The organism is Paraburkholderia sp. SIMBA_054 (genome assembly GCF_046534875.1).
GTDB lineage: Bacteria > Pseudomonadota > Gammaproteobacteria > Burkholderiales > Burkholderiaceae > Paraburkholderia > Paraburkholderia hospita.
Window position 1 is genome coordinate 1 of the sequence record NZ_JAWRXV010000054.1, and the last position, 26,928, is coordinate 26,928.

General features: G+C 62.8%; 28 protein-coding genes and 3 tRNA genes. 19 read left to right on the forward strand and 12 right to left on the reverse strand.

From position 1 onward, the window contains the following. From SB822_RS41635 to SB822_RS41680, 10 genes are all read left to right on the forward strand, one after another. Positions 1-332: TolC family protein (locus tag SB822_RS41635; protein WP_410857450.1), on the forward strand; the 332-nt coding region annotated here is incomplete at its 5' end. Beyond that, complete coding sequence (locus SB822_RS41640) at positions 329-1,675, forward strand: paraquat-inducible protein A (protein ID WP_090838096.1); 1,347 nt, start codon at positions 329-331, stop codon at positions 1,673-1,675. The genes SB822_RS41635 and SB822_RS41640, both read left to right, overlap by 4 nt. Then, positions 1,672-3,276 (forward strand): intermembrane transport protein PqiB, encoded by a 1,605-nt coding sequence (locus SB822_RS41645; RefSeq protein WP_090838094.1) that lies wholly within the window; start codon positions 1,672-1,674, stop codon positions 3,274-3,276. Before SB822_RS41640 ends, SB822_RS41645 begins: the two co-directional genes overlap by 4 nt. Beyond that, on the forward strand, positions 3,273-3,872 hold the full coding sequence (locus SB822_RS41650; protein WP_007583349.1) for a PqiC family protein: 600 nt from the start codon (positions 3,273-3,275) through the stop codon (positions 3,870-3,872). The genes SB822_RS41645 and SB822_RS41650 overlap by 4 nt, the downstream gene beginning before the upstream one ends. Positions 3,873-4,098: 226 nt before the next feature. Beyond that, entirely contained in the window at positions 4,099-4,884 is a 786-nt protein-coding gene (map, locus tag SB822_RS41655; protein ID WP_007583347.1) for a type I methionyl aminopeptidase, read from the forward strand. A gap of 254 nt (positions 4,885-5,138) precedes the next feature. Further along, complete coding sequence (locus tag SB822_RS41660) at positions 5,139-5,690, forward strand: GNAT family N-acetyltransferase (RefSeq protein WP_007741584.1); 552 nt, start codon at positions 5,139-5,141, stop codon at positions 5,688-5,690. Between the two features lie 200 nt (positions 5,691-5,890). Further along, positions 5,891-6,700: a septum site-determining protein MinC gene (minC, locus tag SB822_RS41665; RefSeq protein ID WP_007741583.1), complete on the forward strand. Its 810-nt coding sequence runs from the start codon at positions 5,891-5,893 to the stop codon at positions 6,698-6,700. An 89-nt stretch (positions 6,701-6,789) separates the two neighbouring features. Next, positions 6,790-7,605, forward strand: coding sequence for a septum site-determining protein MinD (gene minD / locus SB822_RS41670; RefSeq protein ID WP_007741582.1), 816 nt, complete (start codon positions 6,790-6,792; stop codon positions 7,603-7,605). A gap of 14 nt (positions 7,606-7,619) precedes the next feature. Then, positions 7,620-7,874: a cell division topological specificity factor MinE gene (minE, locus tag SB822_RS41675; RefSeq protein ID WP_007583338.1), complete on the forward strand. Its 255-nt coding sequence runs from the start codon at positions 7,620-7,622 to the stop codon at positions 7,872-7,874. Between the two features lie 247 nt (positions 7,875-8,121). After that, entirely contained in the window at positions 8,122-8,433 is a 312-nt protein-coding gene (locus SB822_RS41680) for a YXWGXW repeat-containing protein (protein ID WP_090838093.1), read from the forward strand. Between the two features lie 317 nt (positions 8,434-8,750). Here SB822_RS41680 and SB822_RS41685 read toward each other — a convergent pair whose 3' ends face one another. Next, a complete protein-coding gene (locus SB822_RS41685; RefSeq protein ID WP_090838091.1) occupies positions 8,751-10,127 on the reverse strand; it encodes a chloride channel protein in 1,377 nt (458 codons plus the stop codon). A 249-nt stretch (positions 10,128-10,376) separates the two neighbouring features. On the opposite strand from SB822_RS41685, the gene waaC reads away from it, so the two are divergent. Next, a complete protein-coding gene (waaC, locus tag SB822_RS41690) occupies positions 10,377-11,384 on the forward strand; it encodes a lipopolysaccharide heptosyltransferase I (RefSeq protein ID WP_090838089.1) in 1,008 nt (335 codons plus the stop codon). 773 nt (positions 11,385-12,157) lie between these two features. On the opposite strand, the gene SB822_RS41695 is transcribed toward waaC, so the two are convergent. Continuing rightward, entirely contained in the window at positions 12,158-12,337 is a 180-nt protein-coding gene (locus SB822_RS41695; RefSeq protein WP_007583328.1) for a hypothetical protein, read from the reverse strand. A 208-nt stretch (positions 12,338-12,545) separates the two neighbouring features. Continuing rightward, complete coding sequence (locus SB822_RS41700; RefSeq protein ID WP_090838085.1) at positions 12,546-13,853, reverse strand: MFS transporter; 1,308 nt, start codon at positions 13,851-13,853, stop codon at positions 12,546-12,548. Positions 13,854-14,031: 178 nt separating this feature from the next. On the opposite strand from SB822_RS41700, the gene SB822_RS41705 reads away from it, so the two are divergent. Then, the gene (locus SB822_RS41705) at positions 14,032-14,178 is read left to right on the forward strand and encodes a hypothetical protein (RefSeq protein ID WP_158660484.1); all 147 of its coding nucleotides are present in this window, start codon (positions 14,032-14,034) and stop codon (positions 14,176-14,178) included. Positions 14,179-14,413: 235 nt separating this feature from the next. On the opposite strand, the gene SB822_RS41710 is transcribed toward SB822_RS41705, so the two are convergent. Continuing rightward, positions 14,414-14,920 carry a TonB C-terminal domain-containing protein gene (locus tag SB822_RS41710; RefSeq protein WP_007583322.1) on the reverse strand — a complete coding sequence of 169 codons (507 nt, stop codon included), beginning with the start codon at positions 14,918-14,920 and terminating at the stop codon, positions 14,414-14,416. 195 nt (positions 14,921-15,115) lie between these two features. Between SB822_RS41710 and SB822_RS41715 the strand changes: the two genes are divergently transcribed. Next, positions 15,116-15,472, forward strand: coding sequence for a hypothetical protein (locus tag SB822_RS41715; protein ID WP_090838079.1), 357 nt, complete (start codon positions 15,116-15,118; stop codon positions 15,470-15,472). A 10-nt stretch (positions 15,473-15,482) separates the two neighbouring features. Here the strand turns inward: SB822_RS41715 and SB822_RS41720 are convergent. The 4 genes from SB822_RS41720 to rph all read right to left on the reverse strand — a co-directional run bounded on the left by SB822_RS41720 (position 15,483) and on the right by rph (position 18,197). Continuing rightward, positions 15,483-15,572 (reverse strand) — tRNA-Ser (locus tag SB822_RS41720). Positions 15,573-15,629: 57 nt separating this feature from the next. Continuing rightward, positions 15,630-16,844, reverse strand: coding sequence for a radical SAM family heme chaperone HemW (hemW, locus tag SB822_RS41725; RefSeq protein WP_090838077.1), 1,215 nt, complete (start codon positions 16,842-16,844; stop codon positions 15,630-15,632). After that, positions 16,841-17,464, reverse strand: a complete 624-nt coding sequence (rdgB, locus tag SB822_RS41730; RefSeq protein WP_007578263.1) for an RdgB/HAM1 family non-canonical purine NTP pyrophosphatase — start codon at positions 17,462-17,464, stop codon at positions 16,841-16,843. Before rdgB ends, hemW begins: the two co-directional genes overlap by 4 nt. Then, the gene (gene rph / locus SB822_RS41735; protein ID WP_090838075.1) at positions 17,457-18,197 is read right to left on the reverse strand and encodes a ribonuclease PH; all 741 of its coding nucleotides are present in this window, start codon (positions 18,195-18,197) and stop codon (positions 17,457-17,459) included. Before rph ends, rdgB begins: the two co-directional genes overlap by 8 nt. A 308-nt stretch (positions 18,198-18,505) precedes the next feature. Between rph and SB822_RS41740 the strand changes: the two genes are divergently transcribed. The 5 genes from SB822_RS41740 (at position 18,506) to SB822_RS41760 (ending at position 23,427) form a co-directional block, all read left to right on the forward strand. Then, a complete protein-coding gene (locus SB822_RS41740; RefSeq protein WP_007578258.1) occupies positions 18,506-19,429 on the forward strand; it encodes a YicC/YloC family endoribonuclease in 924 nt (307 codons plus the stop codon). Between the two features lie 18 nt (positions 19,430-19,447). After that, complete coding sequence (gmk, locus tag SB822_RS41745) at positions 19,448-20,128, forward strand: guanylate kinase (protein WP_007578256.1); 681 nt, start codon at positions 19,448-19,450, stop codon at positions 20,126-20,128. 62 nt (positions 20,129-20,190) lie between these two features. Next, positions 20,191-20,394, forward strand: a complete 204-nt coding sequence (gene rpoZ, locus SB822_RS41750; RefSeq protein ID WP_006025620.1) for a DNA-directed RNA polymerase subunit omega — start codon at positions 20,191-20,193, stop codon at positions 20,392-20,394. A 75-nt stretch (positions 20,395-20,469) separates the two neighbouring features. Further along, complete coding sequence (locus SB822_RS41755) at positions 20,470-22,851, forward strand: RelA/SpoT family protein (RefSeq protein WP_007578168.1); 2,382 nt, start codon at positions 20,470-20,472, stop codon at positions 22,849-22,851. Between the two features lie 84 nt (positions 22,852-22,935). Then, positions 22,936-23,427, forward strand: coding sequence for a phage protein NinX family protein (locus tag SB822_RS41760; protein WP_007578166.1), 492 nt, complete (start codon positions 22,936-22,938; stop codon positions 23,425-23,427). Positions 23,428-23,527: 100 nt separating this feature from the next. On the opposite strand, the gene SB822_RS41765 is transcribed toward SB822_RS41760, so the two are convergent. Further along, positions 23,528-23,604 (reverse strand) — tRNA-Arg (locus SB822_RS41765). Between the two features lie 94 nt (positions 23,605-23,698). Continuing rightward, a tRNA-Arg gene (locus SB822_RS41770) sits at positions 23,699-23,775 on the reverse strand. A 120-nt stretch (positions 23,776-23,895) separates the two neighbouring features. Between SB822_RS41770 and greB the strand changes: the two genes are divergently transcribed. Next, positions 23,896-24,468 carry a transcription elongation factor GreB gene (gene greB, locus SB822_RS41775; RefSeq protein ID WP_007733481.1) on the forward strand — a complete coding sequence of 191 codons (573 nt, stop codon included), beginning with the start codon at positions 23,896-23,898 and terminating at the stop codon, positions 24,466-24,468. 126 nt (positions 24,469-24,594) lie between these two features. On the opposite strand, the gene SB822_RS41780 is transcribed toward greB, so the two are convergent. Beyond that, positions 24,595-25,758 (reverse strand): porin, encoded by a 1,164-nt coding sequence (locus tag SB822_RS41780; protein ID WP_007578162.1) that lies wholly within the window; start codon positions 25,756-25,758, stop codon positions 24,595-24,597. Between the two features lie 534 nt (positions 25,759-26,292). Beyond that, the gene (locus SB822_RS41785) at positions 26,293-26,535 is read right to left on the reverse strand and encodes a hypothetical protein (protein ID WP_410857451.1); all 243 of its coding nucleotides are present in this window, start codon (positions 26,533-26,535) and stop codon (positions 26,293-26,295) included. Positions 26,536-26,928 lie beyond the last annotated feature (393 nt).

Consider the following 26,928-nt stretch of genomic DNA (forward strand, 5'->3'; position numbering starts at 1 on the left):
CGTTCCAGGAAGTCGACGACGCGCTGATCTCGTCGCAGAAGGTGCGTGAACAGTTCGATGTGCAGGTACGGCAGGTCGAGGCGCTGGCGACGTACGCGCATCTTGCGCGGCTGCGGTACGAAGGCGGCTACACGAGTTATATCGAAGTGCTCGATGCCGAGCGCAGCCTCTTCAACGCGCAGCTGAACCAGACGCAGACTCAGGCGGGCGTGCTGGTGTCGTATGTGAACCTGTACAAGGCGATGGGCGGCGGCTGGGTCATCACAGCCGAAGGCCTGACCACCCAGGCAGCGCAACACAGCGGCGATGCGGCCGCGCAGAGCGCGAAATGAGCGAGACGTCGTCCGCGTATCTCGGCCACGCGACGCGCACGCCAGTGATCGCCTGTCACGAATGCGATCTGCTCCAGCGCGAAAGCACCGTGCCGCCCGAAGGCGCGCTGCGTTGCTGCCGCTGCCGCGCGACCCTGTACCGGCGTCACGCGAACAGCCTCGACCGCACGCTTGCCTACGCGCTCGCCGCCTGCGTGCTGTGGATCGTGTCGAACGCGTTTCCCATCGTCGGTCTGTCGGTGAACGGCGATCTCGTCGAAACGACGCTGTTCGGCGCGGTGCGCGTGCTATACCGGGATGGCATGTGGCCGCTGTCGGCGTTGATCTTCATCACGACGATGCTGATGCCCGCGTGCCAGGCGCTCGGCCTCGTGTGGCTGCTGTTGCCGTTGCGGCTCGGGCGCACGCCGTATCGCGCGGATGCCGTGTTCCGCTCGCTGCGTGTCGCGCAGGAGTGGGGCATGACGGAGGTGCTGATCCTCGGTCTGCTCGTCGCGCTGGTGAAGCTTGCGCATATCGCGTCGGTGGTGACGGGGCCGTCGTTGTGGTCGTTCGGCGCGCTGATGCTGTTACTCGCTGCCGCCGCCTCCGCGTTCGATGCGCGCGATCTGTGGTCGCGGCTCCAGGGCGTGCCCGATGCCGGCCCCGCGTTCGACAGCGATATGCTGTTTCCTGCCGAGACGGCAGCAGCGTGCGGCCTGTGCGTGTGCCACGACTGCGGCTTGCTGACTCGCGCCGCGCCCGCGCAGGCGCGTGACGAACGCGACTACGCGAACGTGCATGCCGCCGTGCACGTGCCGGCGCATGCCACGCATTGCCCGCGCTGTGGCGCGCATCTGCATCTGCGCAAGCCCGACAGCCTCGCGCGCACCTGGGCCTGCCTGATCGCGGCGATCATCCTCTACATCCCGGCGAACGTGCTGCCCGTGATGGACACGAGCTCGCTGTTCGGCGCGCAGAAGGACACGATCATGAGCGGTGTCGTGTATCTGTGGACCTCGGGTTCGTGGCCGCTTGCGGTGCTGGTCTTCATCGCGAGCATCGCGGTGCCGATGCTGAAGATTCTCGCGATCAGCTTTCTCGCGATCTCGGCCAATTTCCGCTCCACCTGGCAGCCGGACCAGCGCGCGCGCATCTACCGGCTCGTCGAACTGGTCGGGCGCTGGTCGATGCTCGATATCTATGTGATCGCCGTGCTCACGGCGCTCGTGCAGTTCAACGCGCTCGCTACCGTGCGCGCCGGTCCTGCCGCGATCGCGTTCGGCGCGGTCGTCGTGCTGACGATGTTCGCCGCGATGTCGTTCGATCCGCGGCTCATCTGGGATGCGAGGAAAACCGAATGAACCGGCCGCCCGACCTGCCCGACACCGTCGCCGTGCCGCGCAAGCGCTGGCACATCCAGTGGATCTGGCTGGTGCCCGTCGTCGCCGTGCTGGTCGGCGTCTGGCTCGCGGTTCAGGCGGTGCTCTCGCAAGGGCCGACCATCACGATCAGCTTCAAGACAGGCGAAGGGCTCGAAGCGGGCAAGACCAAGATCAAGTTCAAGGACGTCGATATCGGCGTCGTGAAGAAGGTTGCGCTGTCGAAGGACTACAAGACCGTCGTCGCCACGGCCGAACTGACGCGCGACGCCACCGACATGCTCGTCGACGACACGCGCTTCTGGGTCGAGCGGCCGCGCGTGACGGGCGGCAACGTGTCGGGCATCAGCACATTGTTGTCAGGCGCGTTCATCGGTATGGACATTGGCCGTGCGAAGAATGAGCGGCGCGACTACACCGGACTGGAAGTGCCGCCCGTGTTCGCGAGCGACGTGCCGGGGCGCGAGTTCGTGCTGAACGCGTCGAGCCTGGCTTCGCTCGATGTCGGCTCGCCGGTCTATTTCCGCCGCCTGCGCGTCGGGCAGGTGACGTCGTACGAACTCGACAAGAACGGCGGCGGCATCACCATGCATATCTTCGTGAACGCGCCGTACGACCGCTACGTGAAGAGTGATTCGCGCTTCTGGGAAGCAGGCGGCATCGATGTCGCGCTCGGCACGGATGGTGTGAAGATCAACACGCAGTCGCTGGTGTCGATCCTGATCGGCGGGCTGGCGTTCGAAACGCCCGCGGCGTCGCTGGCACAGCCCGAAGCGCAGGCGCGCACGCCGTTCACGCTGTTCGCGACGCGCGCCGAGGCGATGAAGGTGCAGGACCGCATCGTCGATACTTATGTGCTCAATTTCAAGGAATCGGTGCGCGGCCTGACGGTGGGCGCGCCCGTCGATTTTCGCGGCATCGTGCTCGGCGAAGTGGCGGCGATCTATACGCGCTTCGATCCCGTCACGAAACAGATCAGCATTCCTGTCGAGATCAAGTTCTATCCGGAGCGCTTCACGTCGCGCTATGCGACTGGCAAGCCTGAAGACGGGCGTGTCATGCGCGATCCAAAGACGATTGCGGATTTCCTCGTGTCGCGCGGCTTCCGTGGGCAACTAAAAACGGGCAGCCTGCTGACCGGCCAATTGTATGTGTCGTTCGATTTCTTCCCGCGCGCGCCGAAGGCGACCGTCGACTGGAACCGCACGCCCGCCGAGCTGCCGACCGAGCCGAGCGGCCTGCAATCGCTGCAGGAGTCGATCAACCGGATCGTCGCGCGCATCGACAAACTGCCGATCGAGCAGATCGGCAAGAATACACAGCAGGCGCTCGCCGATGCGGGTACGCTAATGCAGAGCCTCAATACGCAGGTCGTGCCGCAGGCGAAGAGCACGTTGTCGGCGGCGCAGGCTACGCTCAATTCGGCGAATAGCGCGCTTGCGCCCGATTCGACGCTGCAGCAGGACACGAGCGACGCGATCCGCGAACTCGCGCGCACGGCTGCGTCGTTCCGCGCGCTCTCGGATTATCTGCAACGCCATCCCGAAGCGCTGCTGCGAGGCAAACAGGAGGACGCAAAGTGAAGCGATCGATGCTCCCGCCCGGCGCATGCGTTTGCGCCGCCGCCGCCATTACCTTGCTGGCCGCCTGCAGCTCGCCGCCCTCGAACTTCTATACGCTGAGTCCCGACACGACGCTCGAAAGCGCGGGCGCGCCACTGTCGGTGTCGGTCGTGGTCGGGCCCGTGACGGTGCCCGATCTGGTCGACCGGCCGCAGCTCGTGACACGCGTGTCGGGCAACGAAGTGAAGCTCAACGAGTTCGCGCGCTGGGGCGAGCCGCTCAAGAGCGGCGTGGCCGATGTGATCGCCGCCGACCTGACGCGGCTGCTCGGCTCGCAGCGCGTGTCGGTGTCGTCGCAGATGGTGGCGGGCACGGAAGCGTACCGCGTGCGCGTCGATATCCTGCAGTTCGATTCGATGCCGGGCGAGGCCGTCGCCGTCGACGCGCTGTGGACCGTGCGCGTGACGGGCCGCACGGCCTTGCTGACGGGCCGCTCGACGATACGCGAGCCGGTGCAGGGCGCGGACGATGCCGCGCTCGTCGCCGCGCACAGCCGGGCGCTCGCCGCCGTGAGCCGCGACATCGCCGCGGCGATCCGGAGCGCGCCGCCGGGTTGAGCCGCCCGGTTGAGCCGCAGATGCGCTGCGGGGTCTGAAGCGGCCGCGCGGGCAGACTCTGTACAATGGCCTGATCGACAACCGCACGCATGGCTGCATGGCTTGCGTTGCGGGCCATCCCGTGCCAGGCGAGTTGCGCCAGATGCGCGCGATGCCCGCCTGATCGCCCGTCGCACGATGACGCTGAACGCGCCGTGCCATGCATGCCGCCAACGCTTTACACGACATGGCCATCACCTACAAGACTCCCGAAGACATCGCGCGCTTGCGCATCTCAGGCCGGCTCGCCGCCGACGTGCTCGCCATGATCGGCGAGCATGTGAAGCCCGGCATCTCCACGGGCGAACTCGACGCGATCTGCCACGACTACATCGTCGACACGCAGAAGGCGATTGCCGCGAACGTCGGCTATATGGGCTTTCCGAAGACGGTGTGCACGTCGGTCAACTCCGTCGTGTGTCACGGCATTCCCGACCGCGCCGAGGTCCTCAAGGACGGCGACATCATCAACATCGACGTGGCCGTCATCAAGGACGGCTATTTCGGCGACACGAGCCGCATGTACACGGTCGGCGAGCCGAGCACGGTCGCACAGCAGCTGATCGACACGACGTATGAGGCGATGCTCGCGGGCATCCGCCAGGTCAAGCCGGGCGCGACGCTCGGCGACGTCGGTCATGCGATCCAGCAGATCGCGCAGCGCGAGGGCTTTTCGATCGTGCGCGACTACTGCGGGCACGGCATCGGCAAGGTTTATCACGAGGACCCGCAGGTGCTGCACTACGGCCAGCCGGGGCAGGGCGTGCGCCTGAAGCCGGGCATGGTGTTCACGATCGAGCCGATGATCAACGCGGGCCGCGCCGGCACGTCGGTGATGCGCGACGGCTGGACGGTCGTCACCAAAGACCGCTCGCTGTCCGCGCAATGGGAGCACATGGTCGCCGTCACCGACGACGGCTACGAGCTGCTCACGCCGTGGCCCGACGGCACGGGGCGCTACGAGGCGCCCTGATGCGCCACGAAGCGCGGCGGCGTGCCCGAGTGACCTGCAAGCTGACGGCGCTGAAAGTGTTCGTGGCCACTCGCGCACGATGCGACGCGAAACGCCTGGCCTCGCGTGTGCCGGTTTTGTAGCCGCGTGTCAACCCATGCGCGCTGGGTCGCACTGCGCCGAATTAAAGATTTGACTCACGCGTCGGTTCGGTTAAAGCTACGCGCTAGCGCTTTACCCGGATGACACAAGGGATTTAAGGGATTTTCGAACGCATGAGTCCTTCACTGACCGTTCGCCGTATCGCAGCCGATCAGGGCGTCGTCTTCCGCGAGCTTCGTACCGCCTCGCTGCGCGAAGCGCCTTACGCATTCGGCGAGACGCTGGAAGAAGCGCTGTCGGCCGATGCGTCCACGTTCGAAGAAACGGCCGCGCGGCACGCCGCGTCGGCCACGTCGACATCTTTCATCCTGTACACGGAAGGGCATCCCGCCGGTCTGATCGGCGCCTGCTTCGAGGACGCGCCCTCGCATCGCGCGTTCGTCAGCGAGTTGTGGGTCGCGCCCGCCGTGCGGCATCTGCGCGGCGGCGAGTTGCTCGTCAACACGGCAAGCGGGTGGCTCGCGGGAGCGGGCGCCACCGAAATCTACGCATGGATCGCGGACGAGAACCGCAACGCAATGCGCTTCTACGAGCGCCTCGGCTTCGGCCCGACGGGCGAACACGAGCGTATTGCGCGTGCGCCGGACCAGTTCCAGACGCTGCTCGTGCGGCACGTGCCGCAAGAAAAGGCATCCGACGATCCCGCGCACGGGCAGGCCGGTTAAACGCTTCCCAGCCCCTTTCGCCGCTTTCGATCGTTTCTCCGGGCGCGTGTTTCGCGCGCTTTCTTCCCAGTTTTTGTCGATCCGTCCGGCCCGGACCAGCACGCACGCGGCATTTTCCTGTCGCGTGAAGACTTATTGGCAAAAATGCTCACCGTTCGCCAGGACGCCTGTAAAATACGCAAAATTTTTTGCCGAACGCTATGTCGCCGAAGAAATCGCCATTTTTTGAACTGCGCAGTGGCGCGGTCGACACATTGCTGTTTGTCGTCAAGACGACCAACCTCGATGAGATGCGTGCCGAGCTGACCCGGCGCTTCGAGGCGACACCCGAATTCTTCGCGAACGACACCGTCGCGATCGACGTGCGCCGTCTCGCGGAAAACGAGCGCGTGCCGCTTGCGGACATCGCGAAGCTGCTGGACAGCGTGCGCATGCGTCCCATCGGCGTCGTCGCCGACAGCGCGCAGCACGCGTGGGCGAACGAAGCGGGGCTGCCGCTGCTCGATGCACGCGACGCTCGGGATGCTCGCGTCAGCAAGAGCAATACGGATGCAGGCGGCGACGACGCAAAGGCTGCAGCGAAAACAGACACGCCGCCCGCTGCGGATGCTGCCGCGCGCGAGCCGGAGCAAGCCGAGTCGGCTGCGGCGGAGCCCGTGCGCATCGGCACCTCGTCGCAGACGATGGTGGTCGACAAGCCGCTGCGCTCAGGCCAGCGTATCTACGCGAAGGGCGATCTCGTCGTGCTCGGCATGGTGAGCAACGGCGCCGAAGTGATCGCGGAAGGCAACATCCATATTTACGCGCCGTTGCGCGGCCGCGCTCTGGCGGGCGTGCACGGCAATCACGACGCGCGCATCTTCTGCACGTGTCTCGAACCCGAGCTGATCTCGATCGCGGGCATCTACCGGACGACCGAGAACCCGCTGCCTGCCGACGTGCATGGCAAGCCGGTGCAGATCTGGCTCGAAGATGAAAAGCTGATGATCGAACCGCTGCGGCTCACCTGACGCGTGCGCCGCGCATGCAGTGCGCGCGCTGCGCGATGGAACTCCCGCCGGACTCAATAGACGAATAGACGAACACAAGGTAAAGGGTAATGGCAAAAATCATTGTGGTGACTTCGGGCAAGGGTGGCGTAGGCAAGACGACCACGAGCGCGAGTTTCGCATCCGCGCTCGCATTGCGTGGCGCGAAAACGGCAGTGATCGATTTCGACGTGGGTCTGCGCAATCTCGATCTCATCATGGGTTGCGAGCGCCGCGTGGTGTACGACCTGATCAACGTGATCCAGGGCGAAGCCAACCTGAACCAGGCGATGATCAAGGACAAGAAGTGCGAGAACCTGTTCATCCTGCCCGCGTCGCAGACGCGCGATAAAGACGCGCTGACGATGGAAGGCGTCGAGAAGGTCATCAACGACCTGATCGCGATGGACTTCGAATACATCGTTTGCGATTCGCCGGCAGGTATCGAATCGGGCGCGCTGCTCGCGATGCATTTCGCCGACGAAGCACTGATCGTGACGAACCCGGAAGTGTCGTCGGTGCGTGATTCGGACCGCATTCTCGGCATCCTGTCGTCGAAGACCAAGCGCGCGATCGAAAGCAAGGAGCCCATCAAGGAGCATCTGCTGATCACGCGCTACAACCCGAAGCGCGTGAGCGAAGGCGAAATGCTGTCGCTCACGGATATTCAGGAAATCCTGCGCATCGACCTGATTGGCGTGATTCCGGAATCGGAAGCCGTGCTGCATGCGTCGAACCAGGGCTTGCCCGCTGTACACCTCGACGGCACCGATGTCGCCGAAGCGTACAAGGATGTCGTGTCGCGTTTCCTCGGCGAGCAGAAGTCGCTTCGCTTTACCGATTACCAGAAGCCGGGCCTGCTGCAGCGCCTCTTCGGCACCAAGTAAGGGAGGCGAACGTGATGTCCATTCTTTCGTTTTTGCTGGGCGAGAAGAAGAAGTCTGCGTCGATAGCGAAGGAACGCCTGCAGCTGATCATCGCGCATGAGCGCGTAGGCGGCAAAGCGCCCGCCGATTATCTGCCCGCGTTGCAACGTGAACTCGTTGCCGTGATCTCGAAGTACGTGAAGATTTCGGACGACGATATCCGCGTCAATCTCGAACGACACGACGACCTCGAAGTGCTCGAGGTCAAGATCGAGATTCCGCAGGCTTGAGCGGTCTGTAGCTTCTTTATCGCTTGACGCGCGTCACCGTCATCGGGTGGCGCGCTTTGCTGTGCCATCGTTTTTCGTGCGCACATTCGCTGCGCACGCTCTCCCGTCGATACCCCCGAGATAACTCCCCCGAAATAATCCGTTGCACTTGAGGGCACGCGGTAACACGTCCGCTGTCAGCCCTTTCGTCACCTCGCGCATTGAACGGACAACGCCGTCATTCGGTGCTGACACAAGAGGTGAAAACATGAACAAGTCGATTCGTCTGCTCGCAGTTTCCGCTGTGCTCGTGGTGTCCGGTCTGTCCGCCGCTGCGTCGGCGTCGGCTGAGGAAGTGATCGTCGTGGCGCCGTCCGCGCCGCCCGTCGAACGCTTCGAAGCCGCACCCGCGCCGCGCGCGGGCTATGTGTGGGACAAGGGCCACTGGCGCTGGGACCACGGCCGCTACGTGTGGGTGGCGGGTCACTGGCAGGTCGAGCGCGTCGGCTATCACTGGGTGCCGGGCCACTGGGTCGCGCATGGTCCGAACTGGCACTGGGTGCAAGGCCACTGGGCGTGATGCCCGGGTGAATCCAACGGGCTGGGATGGCGCGTGTTGACGGCATCGCGCGTGGCCATCCGCCCGTTCTCCGAACGCGCCCGAGAGCGCGCTTAATCGCAACCATCAAGGGAGTCGTCAAATGAGAAAAAGGACCTTGCTCGCGATCGCCGTGCTGGCGGTCACGTTGGCCGGTTGCGTCGTCGTGCCGGCACGCCCGGTGTATTACCATCCGGTCGGCATCGTCGTGTACTGACGATTGTGGGGAGGTCGGGCGCATCTCTGCGGGATGCGCCCGATTTTTTAGTGGCAATGGCGAAAGCCAATCTGCCGCAAGCTCATTCTTTTGCTTCGTTGCGCGTCGTCGGCTGTTCTTCGCTACGGCTTTCTTCTTCGACTGAAGGCGCCGCAGCAGATGCGGCGGGCGTCATATACCGCTTCGCCAGCGCCTCGTACAACGGCGGCGCAAACACGCTCGAAATCCGGCTCGACACGAGCGCCGTCGCCATCAGCGAAATCACGAGCGCGTGGCCGTTGATCATCTCCATCACGATCACGAACGACGTGATCGGCGACTGCGTGACAGCCGCAAGATAGCCGACCATGGCGAGCGCGATCAGCATCGGCAGCTGCATGTCGCTGAAGGCCATGTGCAGCACGTTGCCAAAGCCTGCGCCGATCGACAGCGACGGTGCGAAGATGCCGCCCGGAATCCCCGGCAGATACGAGCCGATCATCGACGCCATCTTCAGCAGCGGATAGAACACCGACAGATGCTCGGTGCCGTAGAGCAGTCCGCGCGCTTCCGCGTAGCCGCTGCCGAAGGTCGTACCGCCCGACACGAGACCGATCACCGCAATGGCCAGGCCGCACAGCGCGGCGAACGCGACGGGCCGCTCGTTGTTCAGCGAGAACAACGGCGCGGGCATCCAGCGCTCGGTGTTCAGCAGCAGCCAGCCGAACACGCCGCCCGCGATGCCCGTCACGATGCCCGTGATGACGACAGCCACCGCGAGCGAATCGGGGAAATGCGTGCCGATGTCGATCGTGCCGAAGTACGTGTAATTACCGTTCAGCCCGAGCGCGATGATCCCGGCGATGATGATGGCCGTGATCAGCACGCCGCTGGCGCGCGCCTCGAAGCTGCGTGTGAGTTCCTCGATGGCGAAGACGATGCCCGCGAGCGGCGTGTTGAAGGCCGCCGACAGGCCGGCCGCCGCGCCCGCCAGCACCAGTTGCCGTTCGATCAGTGCGTTCGAGCGCGGGTAGAGGCGGCGCAGGTTGAACATCAGCGCCGCGCCGACCTGCACGGTCGGCCCTTCGCGCCCGATCGTGAAGCCGCCGAGTATCGCGAGAAACGACACGAGGATCTTGCCGAGCAGAATGGGGAACGTGAGCAGCCGCATGCCGGCGGCGCTGGTGTTCGAATGCAGCGTCGCGATGACCTGCGGGATGCCGCTGCCTTCGGAGCCGCGAAAGAAGCGTCGGGTAAGCCAGACCGACGCCGCCGCGACGGCGGGCGTCAAAAACAACGTGAGCCACCGGTGCTCGTTCTGCAGATGGAGGAAAGCGTTGTAACCGAAGTCGATCAGCCGCGCATAGAAGACGGCCGTGAGACCGACGGCGATCGCGCCCAGCCAGAAAATGCCGTACTGACGCCACAGACGCCGTACGCGCCGGCCGATGCTCGAGGACAGCAGGGGTGTCCGTGACATGGGGAGTCGGGCTGGGAAATGGGCAAATTATAGTCGCCTCGCAGGCGGTGGCACGGCGAAAGCGGGCCGGATGGTTGCCCGAATGACCCGGCTGCGGGCGGCGGCCTGTCAAGGGAAGTAACGTCTGGTAACGACGCGGCAGGTCCGGCAAGATTTGCTGCTGCCCATTTTGCGGGCAATTGTCGGGATGGTCAGCTAAAATTGCAGATTGCTAGCAAGCAGCCACAGCAGCCACAACACGGGCCATCAATGAAGCGAATTCTCATCGTCAAAGTCACCTCCATGGGCGACGTGATACAGGCTCAGCCGATCGTATCGGATCTGAAGCGCGCGTTTCCCGGCGTCGAGGTCGACTGGGCAGTCGACGAATCGTTCGCCGAGATTGCCCGCTGGAATCCCGGCACCGACCGTGTGCTGTGCGCACCGCTGCGCCGCTTCAAGAAGGCGCGTCGCTGGTCGGATTTCAAGGCGATCTGGGAGTCGATCGCCGAACTGCGCGCGTATCGCTACGACGTCGCGCTCGATATTCACGGCGTCTACAAGAGCGCGATCATCTCGTTCCTGTCGCGCTCGCGAAAGCGCCTCGGTTATGGCAACAAGCATCTCGGCGAGCGCGGCGCCGCATTCGCCTATACGGGCCGGTTCATGCCGCCGCGCGATCGCAATGCCTGGAGCGGCATGCGCGAGACTGTCAGCACGGCGCTCGGCTATCCGCTCGATAATCCCCCTGACTACAACCTGCATATTCCCGCGCCGGCCAGGCCGCTCGTCGATACGGGCGGACGCCCGCTGGCGATGCTGTTCCACGCGGCATCCAAGGACGACAAGAAGTGGCCGGCAGCACACTGGATCGCGATCGCGCGGGACCTCGTGCGGCGGGGCTTCCATGTCGTCGTGCCGTGGGGGTCGCAGGCTGAGCGCAGCGAGGGGCTCGCGATCGTCGATCAGGTGGAAGGCGCGGAACTGCTGCCGCAACTGAGCGTGACCGAAATCGCCCAGGTGCTCGCGGCGTCGGACTTTGTGATCGGCGTGGATACGGGCTTCGTCCATCTGGCGCACGCGCTCGGCAAGCGCACCGTGATGATCTTCATCGCGACGTCGCGGGAAACGTTTGAGAATAACGTGCCGTTCCGGTCGGTTTCGATTGGGGATGGCAATTCGGTGCCGCCCGTCGCCGAGGCGCTGGCCGCCATCGATCACGTGCATGCCGACCCGCTCAGTCTCGGCGGGCAGGGCAAATCGGTCGCCGCGGCCTGAGGTCGACTGGGGAAGCGGGCGGGGCGCGAGAAAAAAGAAAAGAGGCGCACGCGCAATCGCCCAATTTCGGACGCCGTCGCGAGGCGCCTCTGAAAAGCCCGCGCCTGAAGCGCGCGGACCGAGAGGAAACCTGCAGAACAAACCTGTACAACATCCGTAAAGACCACGCGGGTGTGAACAAGTTCAACCATTTTTGATTTTTTTCGAATTTTGCGGCGACGCTTCGCGCGGGATTCGTGTCTGCCGTTTCCTTGTGACATGTGGCGATAGGTTCGCTTGATGCGCTCGCAATTGTCATTGCGCCCATTACACGCCTGTTAAAACTGTCGCTTTTCTTTTGGCTTTCGGCGGCGCGTTTCGCCGACGCTCGCGACGCATCCTGCTCCCATTCTCTCGAAGCCGCGCCCGCGAAGGCTTTCCGGGCGGCCTTCATGCGCTTTGACTCGTATCCCTGCCGTGCCGCGAGACTGTCATCGCGATGGTTCGCAGCGTAGCGGAGCGCTCGCCGCCTGTAACACAAGCCCAGTCGATGCTTACAAATTGCAACGGTCGCCCCTGTCAGGTTCGTGTTCAATCGAGGTCATTCGGGGTTCGCTCGAATAAAACGATACTGACTCGAAAGGGAGAAAAAAACGTGAAACGCTTGATCTTGGCTTTGGTGACGGGCGCGCTGCTGGCGGCATCGCTGAGCGGCTGTATCGTGGTGCCGGACGGTGGCTATCATCATCACGGCTACTACTATCGCTGATCGGGCAATGGATGCTGATGGCCGCTCAGGCCATCAGCATTTCGAAAGCGACGACGGCGGCGATGGCGGCCAGATTGGCCGCGACGGCTTCGACGACGATCCCTTTCCAGCTCGCCGGCTTGAAGCGCAGCGCGAGCAGCAGCGAGCCAAGCAGCGCCAGCGCGATGATGACGACGATATCCGCGTTGCCCAGGTGAAAGTTCATCGATGCCTCCCCGTTCAGCATGACTACATGACCGCTTGCTTTGATTCGAGTATAGGCAGGTCAAAAACGGCGGCAAGCAGGGGAGTTTCCCGGTTCTCGTTCGTACGGACTCAAGCTTCTTTGACAGGCTTACAAAACAAAAACGGCCCCGGCGCAATGCATCGCGCCGGGGCCGCTTCGCTTTCGACTTACGCCGATAGCCGATGAGTTACATCAACCGTGAATCGCGCGTTTCGCGCATGCACAGCACGCCGACCAGGCTCACCACGGCTGCCGTCGACACATACAGTCCCACCCACGACAGCCCGCCCTTCGCCGCCAGCATCTGCGCGATGTACGGCGCCACCGATGCGCCAAGAATCCCGCCCAGGTTGTACGCGACGCCCGCGCCCGTGTAACGCACGTTGGTCGGGAACAGCTCGGGCAGCAGCGCGCCCATCGGTGCAAATGTGACGCCCATCAGGAACAGCTCGATGATGAGGAACAGCTGCACGAGCGGCATCGAGCCGCTGCCGAGCAACGGCGCCATCGTGAAGCCCGACAGGATCGCGGCGATGCAGCCGACGATCAGTACCGGCTTGCGGCCGAAGCGGTCGCTGGCCCACGCGGACAGCGGCGTCGCGAGCGCCATGAAGACGACGGCGACGCACAGCATGCCGAGGAAGCTCTGACGCGAGATATGCAGCGCCGACACGCCGTACGACAGCGAGAACACCGTCGAGATGTAGAACAGCGTGTAGCAGACGACCATCGCAAGCGCGCCGAGCAGCACCGGTCCCAGATGACGGCTGAGCAGCGTCGCGACGGGCACGCGCACGCGCTCCTGGCGGTCGATCGCTGCCTGGAACGCCGGCGTTTCCGCGATTTTCAGGCGCACGTACAGGCCGAGCGCGACCAGCACCGCGCTGACGATGAACGGCACGCGCCAGCCCCAGCTGCGGAACTGCTCGTCGGACAGCGACAGCGCGAGGCCGAAGAACAGCCCGTTGGAGGCGAGAAAGCCGATCGACGGCCCGAGCTGCGGGAACATGCCGAACCAGCCGCGCTTGCCGGCGGGCGCGTTTTCAGTCGCGAGCAGGGCGGCGCCGCCCCATTCGCCGCCGAGGCCGATACCCTGGCCGAAGCGCAACACGCACAGCAAGATCGGCGCGAGGCTGCCAATCGAGTCGTAGCCGGGGACGAAGCCGATCAGCGTCGTCGACAGGCCCATGACCAGCAGCGACGCGACGAGCGTCGACTTGCGGCCGATGCGGTCGCCGAAGTGGCCGAACAGGAACGAGCCGATCGGCCGCGCGATGAACGCGATGCCGAACGTGACGAACGCCGACAGCGCTTGCGCCGTCGCCGAGCCGTGCGGGAAGAACACCGGGCCGATGACGAGCGCGGCGGCCGTTGCGTAGACGTAGAAGTCGTAGAACTCGATCGCGGTGCCGATGAAGCTCGCGAAGATCACGCGTGAAGCGTTGCTCTTTCGGTCTGCGCCGGGCTGCGCGCTAGAAAGGGGCGATGTGGACATGCAGGGTCTCCAAATGTCGTGACGCAGCCGCGGGGCGGGCGGCACGCGTTTGTGTGTCTGTTTGTGCGTCTAAGTGTGGAGCGAAGCGGGTGCGCGCGCAATTGTGCCCACAACGTGGCGAACAGCGGTGCAGGCGAACCTGCTACGCGAGACGTTGCATGTGCAACGAGTCGACAGCTTGCAACGTGCTGACGGGACTGCGCGCGTTGCGTTGCCGTCGGAGCGGGTGAAGCGGCGCGAAAGCGAAGCACGATGCAAACCGGGCGGACGCGCGCGCGGGTGGCGCGGCAACGTGACGGTCGTGCTGCGTGCGGCGGGCGGGTGAGCGCGCGGCACGCAGCGATGGCCGGAGATTCCGGCAGATGTTTAAAAAATTATAACGAGGGCGGGCGGGGCACAGCAAGGCGGGCGCTGCGTGCCGTTGTTTGCGGCTTCGTTGGAGCGGCTTGGGTTCCGTTTCGATGCGCTTCGATTCGCTTCGATGTGCGTTTGCTGCAGGCAGCCGAACGACGGCGTCGAGCCGCCGTGTTGGCGGAAACCTTGGCCCATCGAGCGCGGTTTCAATCGATCGTTTGTGCCTGCGGCGACGCGAACGTGCGCAACTGGAACTTGCCGTTGTCGTTGAAGAGCCAGTCTTCGAACATTTCCACCTGGCCTTTCGCGTTCAGCAGTTTCGGTGGCGGCAGAGGCAAGGGCGCCGAGCGTCGCAAGGAGGTGAGCGCCGTGCTCTCCGCTTCGTCGTCGCCGTTCGTGCGAAAGACGCTCGATGCGACGATCTGTCCATTGCGATCCACGACGAACGACACGACGACGAGCGAGCGCAGCATCGCCTGCGGAGTGCCGCGCAGTACGTACGACGGGTTGCGTTCGAGGATGCGTTGCGCGACGACCGAACGGTACTGATCGAGTGTCAGGCTGTTGATCGCCGCGGGCGGTGGTGTGACGACCGCGGGTCGCTGCGGCGGCGTGACGGTGAAGTTGCAGCCTGCGCAGAGCAGCGTGAAGGCGAGTGCCGCTGTTCGCCTGAATGTCGGGTTGATGCGGCCGGGAAGCGAGAGGGTAGACATCGCAATAACTCGCATGCGAGATGTATCTTCATCGTAGACGATGCGTGTTGCGATTCAATGAGCGTTGGTACGGATGTGAGAGGTAGCGCGCATGCGCGTGGCATAGGTTGGCGTTTGGCTTGGCTTGATGAAGTTTTGCAAAGGGGCTCTGGTAATGCGCGATCCTGTTTCGATTCTCGCTTCGTAAAGCTCCACATGGACAACCTGAGTGCCTTCAACCATTTTCACGATTGGTACATGGACACAATCCATTTATCGATAGAGCGAGAGACGCTGACGCTCGGCCTGTACCTGCAAGATCAACGAGCATCGGTGTCGTTCGTTGGGACGAATCGATGCCTGCTCGAAAATCTCGGGCCTCAGAATATCGTCTATGCGATCGAGATCGTTGAGCCAGGAACGTCGCGATTTGAGAAAGCGCAGCAGATACTCGCGAAGGCTGAACGATGGACCGATGGCCAGCCGGGGATCGTGGCGCAGGTTTTCTCAACGTGCGGGGCGGAACTTGTCGTTGAGTTTGACTCTTTGGAGATAGAGTCGCAGGCAAGCTGAAGAAAAAAACTGGCGGAGGGTGTGGGATTCGAACCCACGGAGGCCGTAAAGCCTCGCCGGTTTTCAAGACCGGTGCATTCAACCGCTCTGCCAACCCTCCGAGCCCGAAATTGTAACCTGGAACGCCAGGCCCTCGGGCAACAAACCACGAACCCGCTCACGAATCCTTCAAAAACAGCTCCTGAAGATCGTTGAGGAATGCCTGGCCGAGCGGCGTCGGCGCGATCTTTTCGTAGTCGCGCGTGATCAGCCCGCGACGCTCCGCTTCCTGCAAAGCCGGCTCGATCGATGTCATCGGCAGACCTGTGCGCTCGATGAACCGATGCACCGGAAACCCTTCCACCAGCCGCAGCGCGTTCAGCATGAATTCGAACGGCAGATCGCGCGTGCCGACTTCATGTTCTTCCTGCACGGCATTGCCCGAACGCGCCTCTTCTATAAACGACGCGGGATGCTTGTAGCGCATCTGCCGCAGGATGCGGTTCGGAAACGACAGCTTCGTATGCGCGCCCGCGCCGATGCCGAGATAGTCGCCGAAGCGCCAATAGTTCAGGTTGTGCTTGCTCTGCCGATGCGGCTTCGCATACGCCGACACCTCATACCGCTCATAGCCCGCTTCGCGCGTGCGTTCGTGAATCCAGTCCTGCATATCGGCGGACGAATCGTCGTCGGGCAGCGGCGGCGGAAACTTCGCGAACAGCGTGTTCGGTTCGAGCGTCAGGTGATACAGCGACAGATGCGGCGGCGCGAACGACAGCGCCGTTTCGATATCGGCCTGACACTCCGCCAAAGTCTGCTTCGGCAGCGCGAACATCAGGTCGAGATTGAAGTTATCGAACGTCGTCGCGGCAACCTCGACGGCATGGCGCGCCTGCGTCGCATCGTGAATGCGGCCGAGCGCCTTCAGATGCGTCTCGTTGAAGCTCTGGATGCCAACCGACAACCGGTTCACGCCGCTCGCGCGAAACTGCGCGAACTTGTCGGCTTCGAACGTGCCGGGATTCGCTTCGAGCGTGATTTCGGCGTCGGCATCGAGCGGCAGCAGCGCGCGCACGTCGGACAAGAGGCGATCGAGCCCCTTCGCCGACATCAGACTCGGCGTCCCGCCGCCGATGAACACCGTATGCACCTGCCGTCCCCACACGAGCGGCAGCGCCTGTTCGAGATCGCTGCGCAGCGCGTCGAGGTAATCGTCTTCGGGAAACGCGCCGCCTTTCGACTCGTGCGAGTTGAAGTCGCAGTACGGACACTTGCGCACGCACCACGGAAAGTGCACATAAAGAGCGAGCGGCGGCAGCGATGTCAAACGGATGCTGCCGGGCGACGTGAACGCCTTGATGACGCCGGCTCCCGTCGTTGATGCGTGGCTCACGCTTCCTCCTTCAGCCGCGCGAACAGCTGTTGCAACGCAATCGCGCGATGGCTGCTCGCGTTCTTCACGGCAGGCTCGAGTTCGGCCGCTGTCGCGTTCAGCGCCGGCAAAAAGAAGTACGGGTCGTAGCCGAAGCCGTTCGCGCCGCGCGGCGCATCGAGCATCTCGCCGTGCCAGCGGCCTTCGGCGATCAGCGGCTCGGGGTCGTCGGCATGGCGCACGAGCGCGAGCACGCAGAAGTAGTACGCGCGCCGGTCGCTCACGCCCTTCAGTTGCTCGACGAGGTGCGCGTTGTTCGCCGCGTCGCTTTTCTCACCGCCCGCGAGTTGCGCATAACGCGCCGAATAAACGCCAGGCGCGCCGCGCAATATGCGCACGCACAGGCCGGAATCGTCGGCGATTGCGGGCAGGCCCGTCAGCTTCGATGCGTGACGCGCCTTTGTCAGCGCGTTCTCGACGAAGGTCGGATGCGGCTCTTCCGCCTCCGGCACGTTCAGCGCGCCTTGCGGGATCAGCTCGATACCCGCCGTGCCGAACAGCGCCGCGAACTCGCGCAGTTTGCCCGCGTTGTTCGACGCGAGCACGATCCTGCCCAGCGGGTTGTCTTTTCGATCAGTCACCCTTCAACTCCAATGCTTCCTTTTGCTTCTCGATCAGCGTCCTGATGCCGCCTTGCGCGAGATCGAGCAGCTTGTTCATCTCATCGCGTGAAAACGGCACGCCTTCCGCCGTCCCCTGGATTTCGACGAAGCCGCCGTCGCCCGTCATCACGACGTTCATGTCGGTGTCGCACTGCGAGTCTTCGTCGTAGTCGAGGTCGAGCACGGGCAGGCCGTCGAACACGCCGACGGAAATGGCCGCGACGTAATCGTTGATCGGCGACGCTTCGATGCGGCCCGTTGCGAGCAGCTTCGCGACGGCGTCGTGCGCGGCGACGAACGCGCCCGTGATGCTCGCCGTGCGGGTGCCGCCGTCGGCCTGGATCACGTCGCAATCGATATTGATCGTGCGCGCGCCGAGCCGTTCGAGATCGAACACCGAGCGCAGCGCGCGGCCGATCAAACGCTGGATTTCCTGCGTGCGGCCCGTCTGCTTGCCGCGCGCGGCTTCGCGGTCGCTGCGCGTGTGCGTCGCGCGCGGCAGCATGCCGTATTCGGCCGTCAACCATCCCTGGCCGCGGTCGCGCAGAAACCCGGGCACGCTTTCGGCGACGCTCGCCGTGCAGATCACCTTGGTGTCGCCGAATTCGACCAGCACGGAGCCTTCCGCGTGCTTCGTGTAATGGCGCGTGATGCGCACGTCGCGCAGCTGATCGGCGGCGCGGCCGCTGGGGCGTTTCGTGATGTCGTTCATCGTCGGAATTGAAGGGAATGAAGGGGAAGAGAGGGCGGAAGGAAACCGCAATTTTACCGCCGATCGCGCCGCCGCCGCCCGTGCGCTTCAACCCGATGCGCCGCGCCGGGAGCGCTGCCTGGCAGCTCGCCGGCCAACGCGTCACGAAAGCCGTCTGCCCGGGCTTACCCGAAAGCCGCTTCCGGCAGGTGTCGCCGGTAAAGATGGGATAATGCGCGTTCCCCGCCTCGCGTCTCGTAAACGCCGGGCGACTCGAATCCCTGGTCGTGCGATGTGATGTTCGCGCGACCACAATCGCGAGACCTATCATGATCTACAGTATGACTGGCTATGCGAGCGCCACGCGCGAACTCGCAGCGGCAACGGGCAACGGCGGCATCAGCGTATCCGTCGAATTGCGCACGGTGAACTCGCGCTTTCTCGATCTCAACTTCCGGATGCCGGAAGACGTGCGTGTCTGCGAGCCGACGCTGCGCGAAATGCTGATGAGCAAGCTGTCGCGCGGCAAGGTCGATATCCGTATCAACCTGCAGCGCAGCGAGCAGTCGGCGAACGCAGGCGCGGTCAATCGCGACGCGCTGCAACAGCTTGCCTTGCTCGAGCGGTCGGTGCTCGCGGCGTTTCCTGAAGCGGGCCGTCTGCGCACGGGCGAAATCCTGCGCTGGCCGGGCGTACTGGCCGAGAGCGGCGTGTCTCCGGAAGTGCTGCGCGATGCCGTGCTCGAATGCGGCAAGCAGGCAATCGGCGATCTGATCGATGTGCGCGGCCGCGAAGGCGCGCAACTCGCGACGATGCTGCTGAACAACGTCAGCGAGATGGAAGCCATCGTCACGAAGATCACGCCGCTCGTGCCGGAGTTGATCGCGAAGCATCAGCAGAAGATCGTCGAGCGTTTGCAGGAAGCGCTTGGCATCGCCGCGCCCGACCAGTCGGCGACGATCGTGTCGCGCGAAGAGATCGCCGAGCGCATCCGTCAGGAAGTGACGATGTACGGAATTCGTATCGACATCGCGGAAGAACTGTCGCGCCTCACCGCGCACCTGAACGAAACGCGCCACGTGATTCAAAAGGGCGGCAAGGTCGGCAAGCGTCTGGACTTCATGATGCAGGAGCTGAACCGCGAAGCGAACACGCTGGGCTCGAAAGCGGCCGCGAAGGAACTTGCAGATTCTTCGATGACGCTCAAGCTGCTCATCGAACAGATGCGCGAACAAGTACAAAACCTGGAGTAATAGGGGAGTCTCACCAGCATGACCGAAACCAAACGCGAAAGCAGCGCACCGCGCAATCCGTACGCAGGCGTCTATCCCGGCAACCTGTTCATGGTTGTCGCGCCGTCGGGCGCCGGCAAGTCGACGCTCGTCAACGCGCTGCTCGCGCGCGACCCGGCGATCCGTCTGTCGATTTCGTACACCACGCGCCCGCCGCGTCCGAAGGAGCAGGACGGCGAGCACTATCACTTCACGACCATCGAAGATTTTCTCCAGCGTCACGACGCGGGCGAGTTCCTCGAAAGCGCGGAAGTGCACGGCAACTACTACGCGACCTCGCGTGTGTGGATCGAAGAGCAGATGAAAAGCGGCCATGACGTGCTGCTCGAAATCGACTGGCAGGGCGCGCAGCAGGTGAAGAAGCAGTTCCGCAATGCCGTCGAGATTTTCATTTTGCCGCCGTCGCTCGAAGCGCTCGAAGAGCGTCTGAAGAAGCGCGGCCAGGACGAGCCGAACGTGATCACGCGACGTCTTCTCGCAGCGGGCAGCGAGATGGCGCACGCGGCGGAAGCGGAGTATGTCGTGATCAACGAAAACTTCGATCGCGCGCTGGCTGAACTGCAATGCCTCGTGTCGGCGACGCGCTCGCGCTTCGCATCGCAATACGCGCGCCACACGGACCTCTTCATGCAGCTCGGCATTCACTTGCCGCACGCGTGATACGGGCGAGGTCGGAAGGACATAAGGTAGAATAACCAACATACAGAGAAGGAATTTTCAACATGGCCCGCATTACCGTCGAAGACTGTCTGAAACAGATCCCGAATCGCTTTGAACTGGCGCTTGCTGCGACCTATCGCGCACGTCAGCTCGCTCAAGGCCACACGCCGAAAATCGAAAGCCGCGACAAGCCCACCGTGGTCGCGTTGCGTGAGATTGCGGCCGGCCAGGTTGGCGTCGAAATGCTGAAGAAGGTGCCCGTCTAAGGCACGCTCCAACGTTTGATCGTCATGTAACTCAACCCAATGCGTGCAGACGGCACTATCGACACGGAGGCGACCATGAGCACCGACCCCTCGCCATCCGCAACGGAAGTGGACCACGCTGCCCACGAACACGATAGCGACTCGCCATCGTCTGCACGCAAGTACATCGACGCGGTCCTCGAACAATCGTTTCGCCATCTGTTCGGACCAACCGCCACGCCGGAGCAGCCGCGCCGGCATGACGTCGTCTCCATCGCCAAGCTGACTACCGCGCTTTCGGACTACCTGAGCCCGGAAGAGATCAAAGAGGTCAAGGCGGCCTTCCACTTCAGCGACGAAGCCCACCTCGGGCAATACCGTCAAAGCGGCGAGCCCTACATCACGCACCCGGTTGCCGTCGCGGAAACGTGCGCGTCCTGGAAGCTCGACGCGCAGTCCATCATGGCGGCGCTGCTGCACGACGTGATGGAAGATCAGGGCGTGACCAAGACCGAACTCGCGGAGCGGTTCGGCCCGAAGGTCGCAGAACTGGTCGACGGGTTGTCGAAGCTGGACAAGATGGAGTTTCGCAGCCGCGAGGAAGCGCAGGCGGAGAACTTCCGCAAGATGCTGCTCGCGATGGCGCGCGACGTGCGCGTGATTCTCGTGAAGCTCGCGGACCGGCTTCACAACATGCGTACGCTCGGCGCCGTGCCGCCGGAAAAGCGCCGCCGCGTCGCGCGCGAAACGCTCGATATCTACGCGCCGATCGCGCACCGGCTCGGCCTGAACAATACCTATCGCGAGCTGCAGGACCTGAGCTTCGCGAACTTCAATCCGCACCGTTACGCGACGCTGGAAAAAGCGGTGAAGGCTGCGCGCGGCAATCGCCGCGAAGTGGTCGGCAAGATTCTCGAATCCGTCCAGCGCGCAATTTCGGACGCGAAGCTCGACGCCGAAGTGACGGGCCGCGAGAAAACCATCTTCAGCATCTACAAGAAGATGCGCGACAAGCAGTTGTCGTTCTCGCAGGTGCTCGATGTGTACGGCTTCCGCGTGGTCGTCGAGAATCCGCTCGAATGCTACACCTGCCTCGGTGCGCTGCATGCGCTCTACAAGCCGGTGCCGGGCAAGTTCAAGGACTACATCGCGATTCCGAAGGTCAACGGCTATCAGTCGCTGCACACCACGCTGGTCGGCCCGTTTGGCGCGCCGATCGAATTCCAGGTGCGCACGCGCAAGATGCACGAGATCGCGGAAGCGGGCGTCGCTGCGCACTGGCTGTACAAGAACGGCGGCGCCGATCTGAACGACGTGCAGAAGCGCGCGCATCAGTGGCTCAAGTCGCTGCTCGACATTCAGAGCGAAGTCGGCGATTCGAGTGAATTCCTCGAACACGTGAAGATCGACCTCTTCCCGGATGCCGTCTACGTGTTTACGCCGAAGTCGAAGATCATGGCGCTGCCGCGCGGCGCCACGGCGCTCGACTTCGCGTATTCGATCCACAGCGACCTGGGCAACCAGTGTGTCGCGGTGAAGATCAACAATGAACTGCTGCCGCTGCGTACCGAGTTGAAGAGCGGCGATATCGTCGAAGTGATCACGGCGCCGTATTCGAAGCCGAACCCCGCGTGGCTCGGCTTCGTGCGCACCGGCAAGGCGCGCACTGCGATCCGCCACTATCTGAAGACGATGCGCCTGAACGAGTCGGTGCAGCTGGGCGAACGTCTCGTCGATCAGTCGCTCAAGGGCTATGGGCTCGCGCTCTCCGACGTCACGCCGGAAGTGTGGGACAAGCTCGTGCTATGGACGGGCAACAAGAACCGCCAGGAAATCTTCGCGGATATCGGTCTTGGTAGGCGTGTGGCGGCCGTGATGGCCAAACGGATCGAAGTGCTGATGAACGGCCGCGAGGGTCACGACGGCGACGACGACCACCCGCGCGAGCATGGCACGTCGACTGCGCCGCCCGTGGTCATCACGGGCACGGAAGGGATGTCGGTGCAGTTGTCGGCGTGCTGCCGCCCGATTCCCGGCGACGACATCATGGGCTACATCGGCATCGGCCTCGGTATGGCGATTCACACTACCGATTGCCGCGTCGCGCAACGCATTCACCGGCGTGATCCGGGCCGCTGGATCGACGTCGCATGGGCGCCGCAGCCGGGCCGCCTGTTCGATGTCGCGATCAAGGTGCTGGTCAAGAATACGAAGGGCGTGTTCGCACGCGTTGCCGCGGATATCACGTCCGCCGACGCGAACATCGTTCACATTGCGATGGACGAAGACCAGTCGCAGGAATCGACGGTGCTGCGCTTCGTCATCCAGGTCAGCGACCGCGTGCATCTGGCCAACGTGATGCGCCGCGTGCGGACCAATCTCGACGTGATGCGCATCGCGCGCGAACGGCCGAGCGAAGAAGGGCATCGTCATCACGACGGCGGCATGCGGATCGACCGCGAGCGCGCCGATTACTGAAATCGAAGTTGGGAGGCGGGCGCGTCGCTTGCACTTGTTTTGCACGATGACGCTCTGCCTTTGCCTGTCCACAGGAACAACGCGATGAACGTAGCTGATCTCTCCGATCTGGCGCTCGACTACTGGGTCGCGCGCAGCCTGCACGACTTCGTGCGCGAAATCTACTTTACCGACAGCGGGCGCGTCGTCTCGATACGCGGCAACGATCGTGGCCGTCCGTGGGATGGGCGCTTCACGCCGTCGACGTCATGGGAGGCGGCGGCCGTCGTGCTCGAGCGCGCGCAGCGGCTCGAAGTGCGCGAGCGCACGCGCGACGGCGCGGCACATTGCGTCGCGGACTTCGAGGGCGGCCACCGGACGGTGTCCGCGCATGGCGAATCGCTGCGTATCGCGCTTCTGAGGGCGTTCGTGAGCAGCCAGTTCGGCGATACCGTCGACGATGTTCTCCGTCAGCCCCAGTCGCTGTTTGGCACGCGTGCGACGCCGATCGGCGAGCAGACGGCGGCGCTGGGCGTCGAGAACGAGCTGCCGAAACCGGATGGCGAGATCGGTGATATCAAGTCGGCGCCGCGCTGAAGCGACGGGCCGTTCGTTGTCGCCAGAACGCTCGCCGCTGACAGAGAAAAGCAGGAAGGGAAAAGACAAAGGGCCTTCCGGATGGAAGGCCCTTCATGGGTGGTGCGGCTGGCAGGATTCGAACCCACGACCCCTTGGTTCGTAGCCAAGTACTCTATCCAACTGAGCTACAGCCGCACGCTAAACTTGAACTGCTCGGGCAACGCATGCTGCTTTGCGTACACCCCGGTGAAACGAAAGGGCCTTCCCGGAGGAAGGCCCTCGTAAAAAGTGGCGCGGCTGGCAGGATTCGAACCCACGACCCCTTGGTTCGTAGCCAAGTACTCTATCCAACTGAGCTACAGCCGCACGCAGAAATGAGATTATAGCAAGGTATCGGAAAAAGGGAAGGGGCGCCCGGGAAATTTGTGACAGCAGCCGTATCATGTAGGCTAGAGATGCGGATGTCCGCTTCAATGCTGAACCACCATGAATAAAGCCTTTGTCAAAGAATCGACTGACGAGAACGACGACGATCTCGAAGCCGCGCAACCCGACATGCCCGCGGGTGCGAAGAACTACATCACGCCCGCCGGCTACCGGCGACTGCGTGACGAGTTGCTGCACCTGATCGACGAGGCGCGGCCGGAAGTGGTGAAGCTGGTGTCGTGGGCGGCGTCGAACGGCGACCGTTCGGAGAACGGCGATTACATCTACGGCAAGCGGAGGCTGCGCGAGATCGACCGGCGTATCCGCTTTCTCACCAAGCGTATCGATCTCGCCGAAGTCGTGAACAGCAGCCGCCAGGAAAACACGGATCAGGTGTTTTTCGGTGCGACCGTCGAATACGCGACGGAAGACGGCGAGACGCATACGGTGAGGATCGTGGGCATCGATGAGGTGAATCTGGATGAAGGGCACGTCAGCTGGATTTCGCCTATCGCGCGTGCGCTGCTGAAGTCGAAGGTCGGCGATCAGGTGACGTTGCATACGCCTGCCGGGCCGCAGCCGATCGACGTGCTCGACGTAGCGTATCCGACGCGTGAAGAAGAGGAGGCTTGAGTCCTCTCCCGTCTGAGAACGCGTAGGCCAATGCCGCAGGAAGCGGGCTCGACCGAACGCCGAAGCCCGGACGAAAAAAAGGCGCCGCAAGCGGCGCCTTTTTCATGCTGCAAGTACTGCTGATGCTTAGAAGCGGTGACGCAGACCAGCCGTCACAGCAACTTGCTTCTCGTTCGCCGACGCGTTCAGGCCATTGATGTTGGCGTTGACGAGCGAGTTTTCGCTGACTTGCTGGTATTCGCCCTGCAGGTACACGTCGGTACGCTTCGACAGCGCGTAAGCCGTTTGCAGGTTGAACTGGTTCCAGTGCGGGTGCTCGCCACCCAGGCTTGCCTTCGTGTACGTGTACGAGCCAGCGATGCTGATTGCCGGCGTCAGAGCGTAGCGTGCGTTCGCTTCGTAGTTCTGGAAGTGACCGCTGTCGCCGCCGAAACGGTTCTGCAGGCCCTGGTTGCCCGATGCGCCCTGGTTGATGCCAGCCATCTTCGACAGGTTCGTTTGCGAGTACACGAGGCCGACCGTTGCCGGGCCGAACGTGTAGTTGCCGCCTGCGCCCCACGTTTGCTGGCGGCCAGCGAAGAACGTGTTGTCGCCGTTGACTGCGCCGCCGGTGTTAAACGCAGCAGCTGAGCCCGTCGCGCCGTTGCTGTTCAGTTGCAGGTAAGCAGCAGCGAAGTTGAAGCCGGCGAAGCTGTACGACGCACCCGCGCTGTATGCACGGTTGTTCGAGAAGCCGTCAGCCTGGTTCGAGAAGCCGTACAACGCGCCGAACTTGAAGCCCGCGTAGTTCGCGCTCTGGTACTTGACCGAGTTGTTGACGCGGAACGAGTTGTTCAGGTTGTCGTTGTCGAACGGGTGGGCGAACTGCGTGCCACCGTATTGCGTGCCCGTCAGCGACAGCGGACCAACGTAGTCGACCATGCTGTCATATTGACGGCCGAGGGTCACAGCGCCGAACTGCTCGCTTGCCAGACCAACGAACGCCTGACGGCCGAACAGACGGCTTTGCTGCTTGAGCGTGCCGTCATTGATGCCGAAACCGTTTTCCAACGTGAAGATAGCCTTCAGGCCGCCGCCGAGGTCTTCAGCGCCACGCAGGCCGAAACGGCTGCCGTTCACCGAGCCGCTCGTCATCTGGACGTTGCTGTGACCTTGGCCCGGAGCAGTTGCCTGGTTGTTGGTATACGTGATGCCGGCGTCGATCAGGCCGTACAGCGTGACGCTGCTTTGAGCGTGCGCAGCGGTTGCGAAAACGCCCGAGAGGGCCGCGACCATGAGAGTCTTTTTCATCTTTGTAACTCCGAGAACAGGATGGGTTTTGGAAACCCAGGCTTGAAGGAAACTTCACGCGAATGCTGCGAGAGGCAAGGTCGCGTGAACAACGCACGGTGACCGACGTGCGTTCGTTTCCGGGTAGGCAAAGTGTAGAGACGTGACCCGCCCGATGGCCGTTCCGAAATCAGCAATAAAGTATTACGTGATAGGAAATTATCGAGATGGAGGCTTAAAGCCTTATTGATAAAGGCTTTGCGGCCGATTGGCTCGTGCCAGCCCCAGGTGTCAACCTTTGCGCGTTGTTCAATTACGACATGAAATGACGTGCAAAAACAACGCAAAAATCGCTGAATCGCGATTGTTGTCAGCTCTGCAATAGTTGATTGCGAGAGTCGAAGCTAATCAAATCCACCACGGGCGCTATACTGAAATCTCTGCTTTTCGAAGCAGACTTTTTCGTTGACGAAAAAGATCTCCAAACCTTTGTCGGCGCGACTTCTCAAGAGTCGCGCTTTTTTTTGCTTTTTTGCCTCCGGCTACTGCGTTGACTTATTGACGCTTTCCATCCGGGCTAACCGGGGCGAGTTCGAGTCCCGGCGTCAAGGTCCAATCTTCGATCACGTAATGACGCGCGTCCATTGGGGATGACAGCAGGTTCTGCCAGTGGTCGCCGTGCCACATCGGGTCGAACTCCAGCAGGGACGGGCGTTGCGAAGCTGTTTCGGAGAGCGGTGCGCCCTTCGTGGATGGCAACAGTTGTGCGGCGATGCGGCGAAGGGTATCGAACAACATGGCATTTCTCCGATTGCAAACTGCTGGCTGAAATCTTGCGTTTGACAGTTCACCTTAACAAGTCGTGAAAACACTTACGAATGACACGTTTTGTTACATACCGGAAAAGTTTTCTGACATCTAATTGTTAGACAAGTCAGATCGGCAATTCAGACCGGTTGGAATTATGAGCCAGCTGAATAATTCCTGACTTTATGTTCGCTTTAACAGCGCATTTGACGTGCATCCAGTTTTCGATTTGAAACCGCTTGACGCTTATATCCGCTTCCCCTTATAAATGCCTTGCTGGATTTCCGATGGCGAAACCTTGATTGTGCATCGCGCATATATTCACGGTTTGCGGAATCGTGAATCGTAATCGGCATTAACGGCATTACCTGTCTTATCAAATTG

Excerpts from the sequence above, each read along its gene's own strand:
- SB822_RS41640 (WP_090838096.1), top strand. The coding sequence starts at position 329 with ATGAGCGAGACGTCGTCCGCGTATCTCGGCCACGCGACGCGCACGCCA.
- SB822_RS41645 (WP_090838094.1), top strand. The coding sequence starts at position 1,672 with ATGAACCGGCCGCCCGACCTGCCCGACACCGTCGCCGTGCCGCGCAAG.
- map (WP_007583347.1), top strand. The coding sequence starts at position 4,099 with ATGGCCATCACCTACAAGACTCCCGAAGACATCGCGCGCTTGCGCATC.
- SB822_RS41660 (WP_007741584.1), top strand. The coding sequence starts at position 5,139 with ATGAGTCCTTCACTGACCGTTCGCCGTATCGCAGCCGATCAGGGCGTC.
- minC (WP_007741583.1), top strand. The coding sequence starts at position 5,891 with ATGTCGCCGAAGAAATCGCCATTTTTTGAACTGCGCAGTGGCGCGGTC.
- minD (WP_007741582.1), top strand. The coding sequence starts at position 6,790 with ATGGCAAAAATCATTGTGGTGACTTCGGGCAAGGGTGGCGTAGGCAAG.
- minE (WP_007583338.1), top strand. The coding sequence starts at position 7,620 with ATGTCCATTCTTTCGTTTTTGCTGGGCGAGAAGAAGAAGTCTGCGTCG.
- SB822_RS41680 (WP_090838093.1), top strand. The coding sequence starts at position 8,122 with ATGAACAAGTCGATTCGTCTGCTCGCAGTTTCCGCTGTGCTCGTGGTG.
- SB822_RS41685 (WP_090838091.1), bottom strand. The coding sequence starts at position 10,127 with ATGTCACGGACACCCCTGCTGTCCTCGAGCATCGGCCGGCGCGTACGG.
- waaC (WP_090838089.1), top strand. The coding sequence starts at position 10,377 with ATGAAGCGAATTCTCATCGTCAAAGTCACCTCCATGGGCGACGTGATA.
- SB822_RS41695 (WP_007583328.1), bottom strand. The coding sequence starts at position 12,337 with ATGAACTTTCACCTGGGCAACGCGGATATCGTCGTCATCATCGCGCTG.
- SB822_RS41700 (WP_090838085.1), bottom strand. The coding sequence starts at position 13,853 with ATGTCCACATCGCCCCTTTCTAGCGCGCAGCCCGGCGCAGACCGAAAG.
- SB822_RS41710 (WP_007583322.1), bottom strand. The coding sequence starts at position 14,920 with ATGTCTACCCTCTCGCTTCCCGGCCGCATCAACCCGACATTCAGGCGA.
- SB822_RS41715 (WP_090838079.1), top strand. The coding sequence starts at position 15,116 with ATGGACAACCTGAGTGCCTTCAACCATTTTCACGATTGGTACATGGAC.
- rph (WP_090838075.1), bottom strand. The coding sequence starts at position 18,197 with ATGAACGACATCACGAAACGCCCCAGCGGCCGCGCCGCCGATCAGCTG.
- SB822_RS41740 (WP_007578258.1), top strand. The coding sequence starts at position 18,506 with ATGATCTACAGTATGACTGGCTATGCGAGCGCCACGCGCGAACTCGCA.
- gmk (WP_007578256.1), top strand. The coding sequence starts at position 19,448 with ATGACCGAAACCAAACGCGAAAGCAGCGCACCGCGCAATCCGTACGCA.
- rpoZ (WP_006025620.1), top strand. The coding sequence starts at position 20,191 with ATGGCCCGCATTACCGTCGAAGACTGTCTGAAACAGATCCCGAATCGC.
- SB822_RS41755 (WP_007578168.1), top strand. The coding sequence starts at position 20,470 with ATGAGCACCGACCCCTCGCCATCCGCAACGGAAGTGGACCACGCTGCC.
- SB822_RS41760 (WP_007578166.1), top strand. The coding sequence starts at position 22,936 with ATGAACGTAGCTGATCTCTCCGATCTGGCGCTCGACTACTGGGTCGCG.
- greB (WP_007733481.1), top strand. The coding sequence starts at position 23,896 with ATGAATAAAGCCTTTGTCAAAGAATCGACTGACGAGAACGACGACGAT.
- SB822_RS41780 (WP_007578162.1), bottom strand. The coding sequence starts at position 25,758 with ATGAAAAAGACTCTCATGGTCGCGGCCCTCTCGGGCGTTTTCGCAACC.
- SB822_RS41785 (WP_410857451.1), bottom strand. The coding sequence starts at position 26,535 with ATGTTGTTCGATACCCTTCGCCGCATCGCCGCACAACTGTTGCCATCC.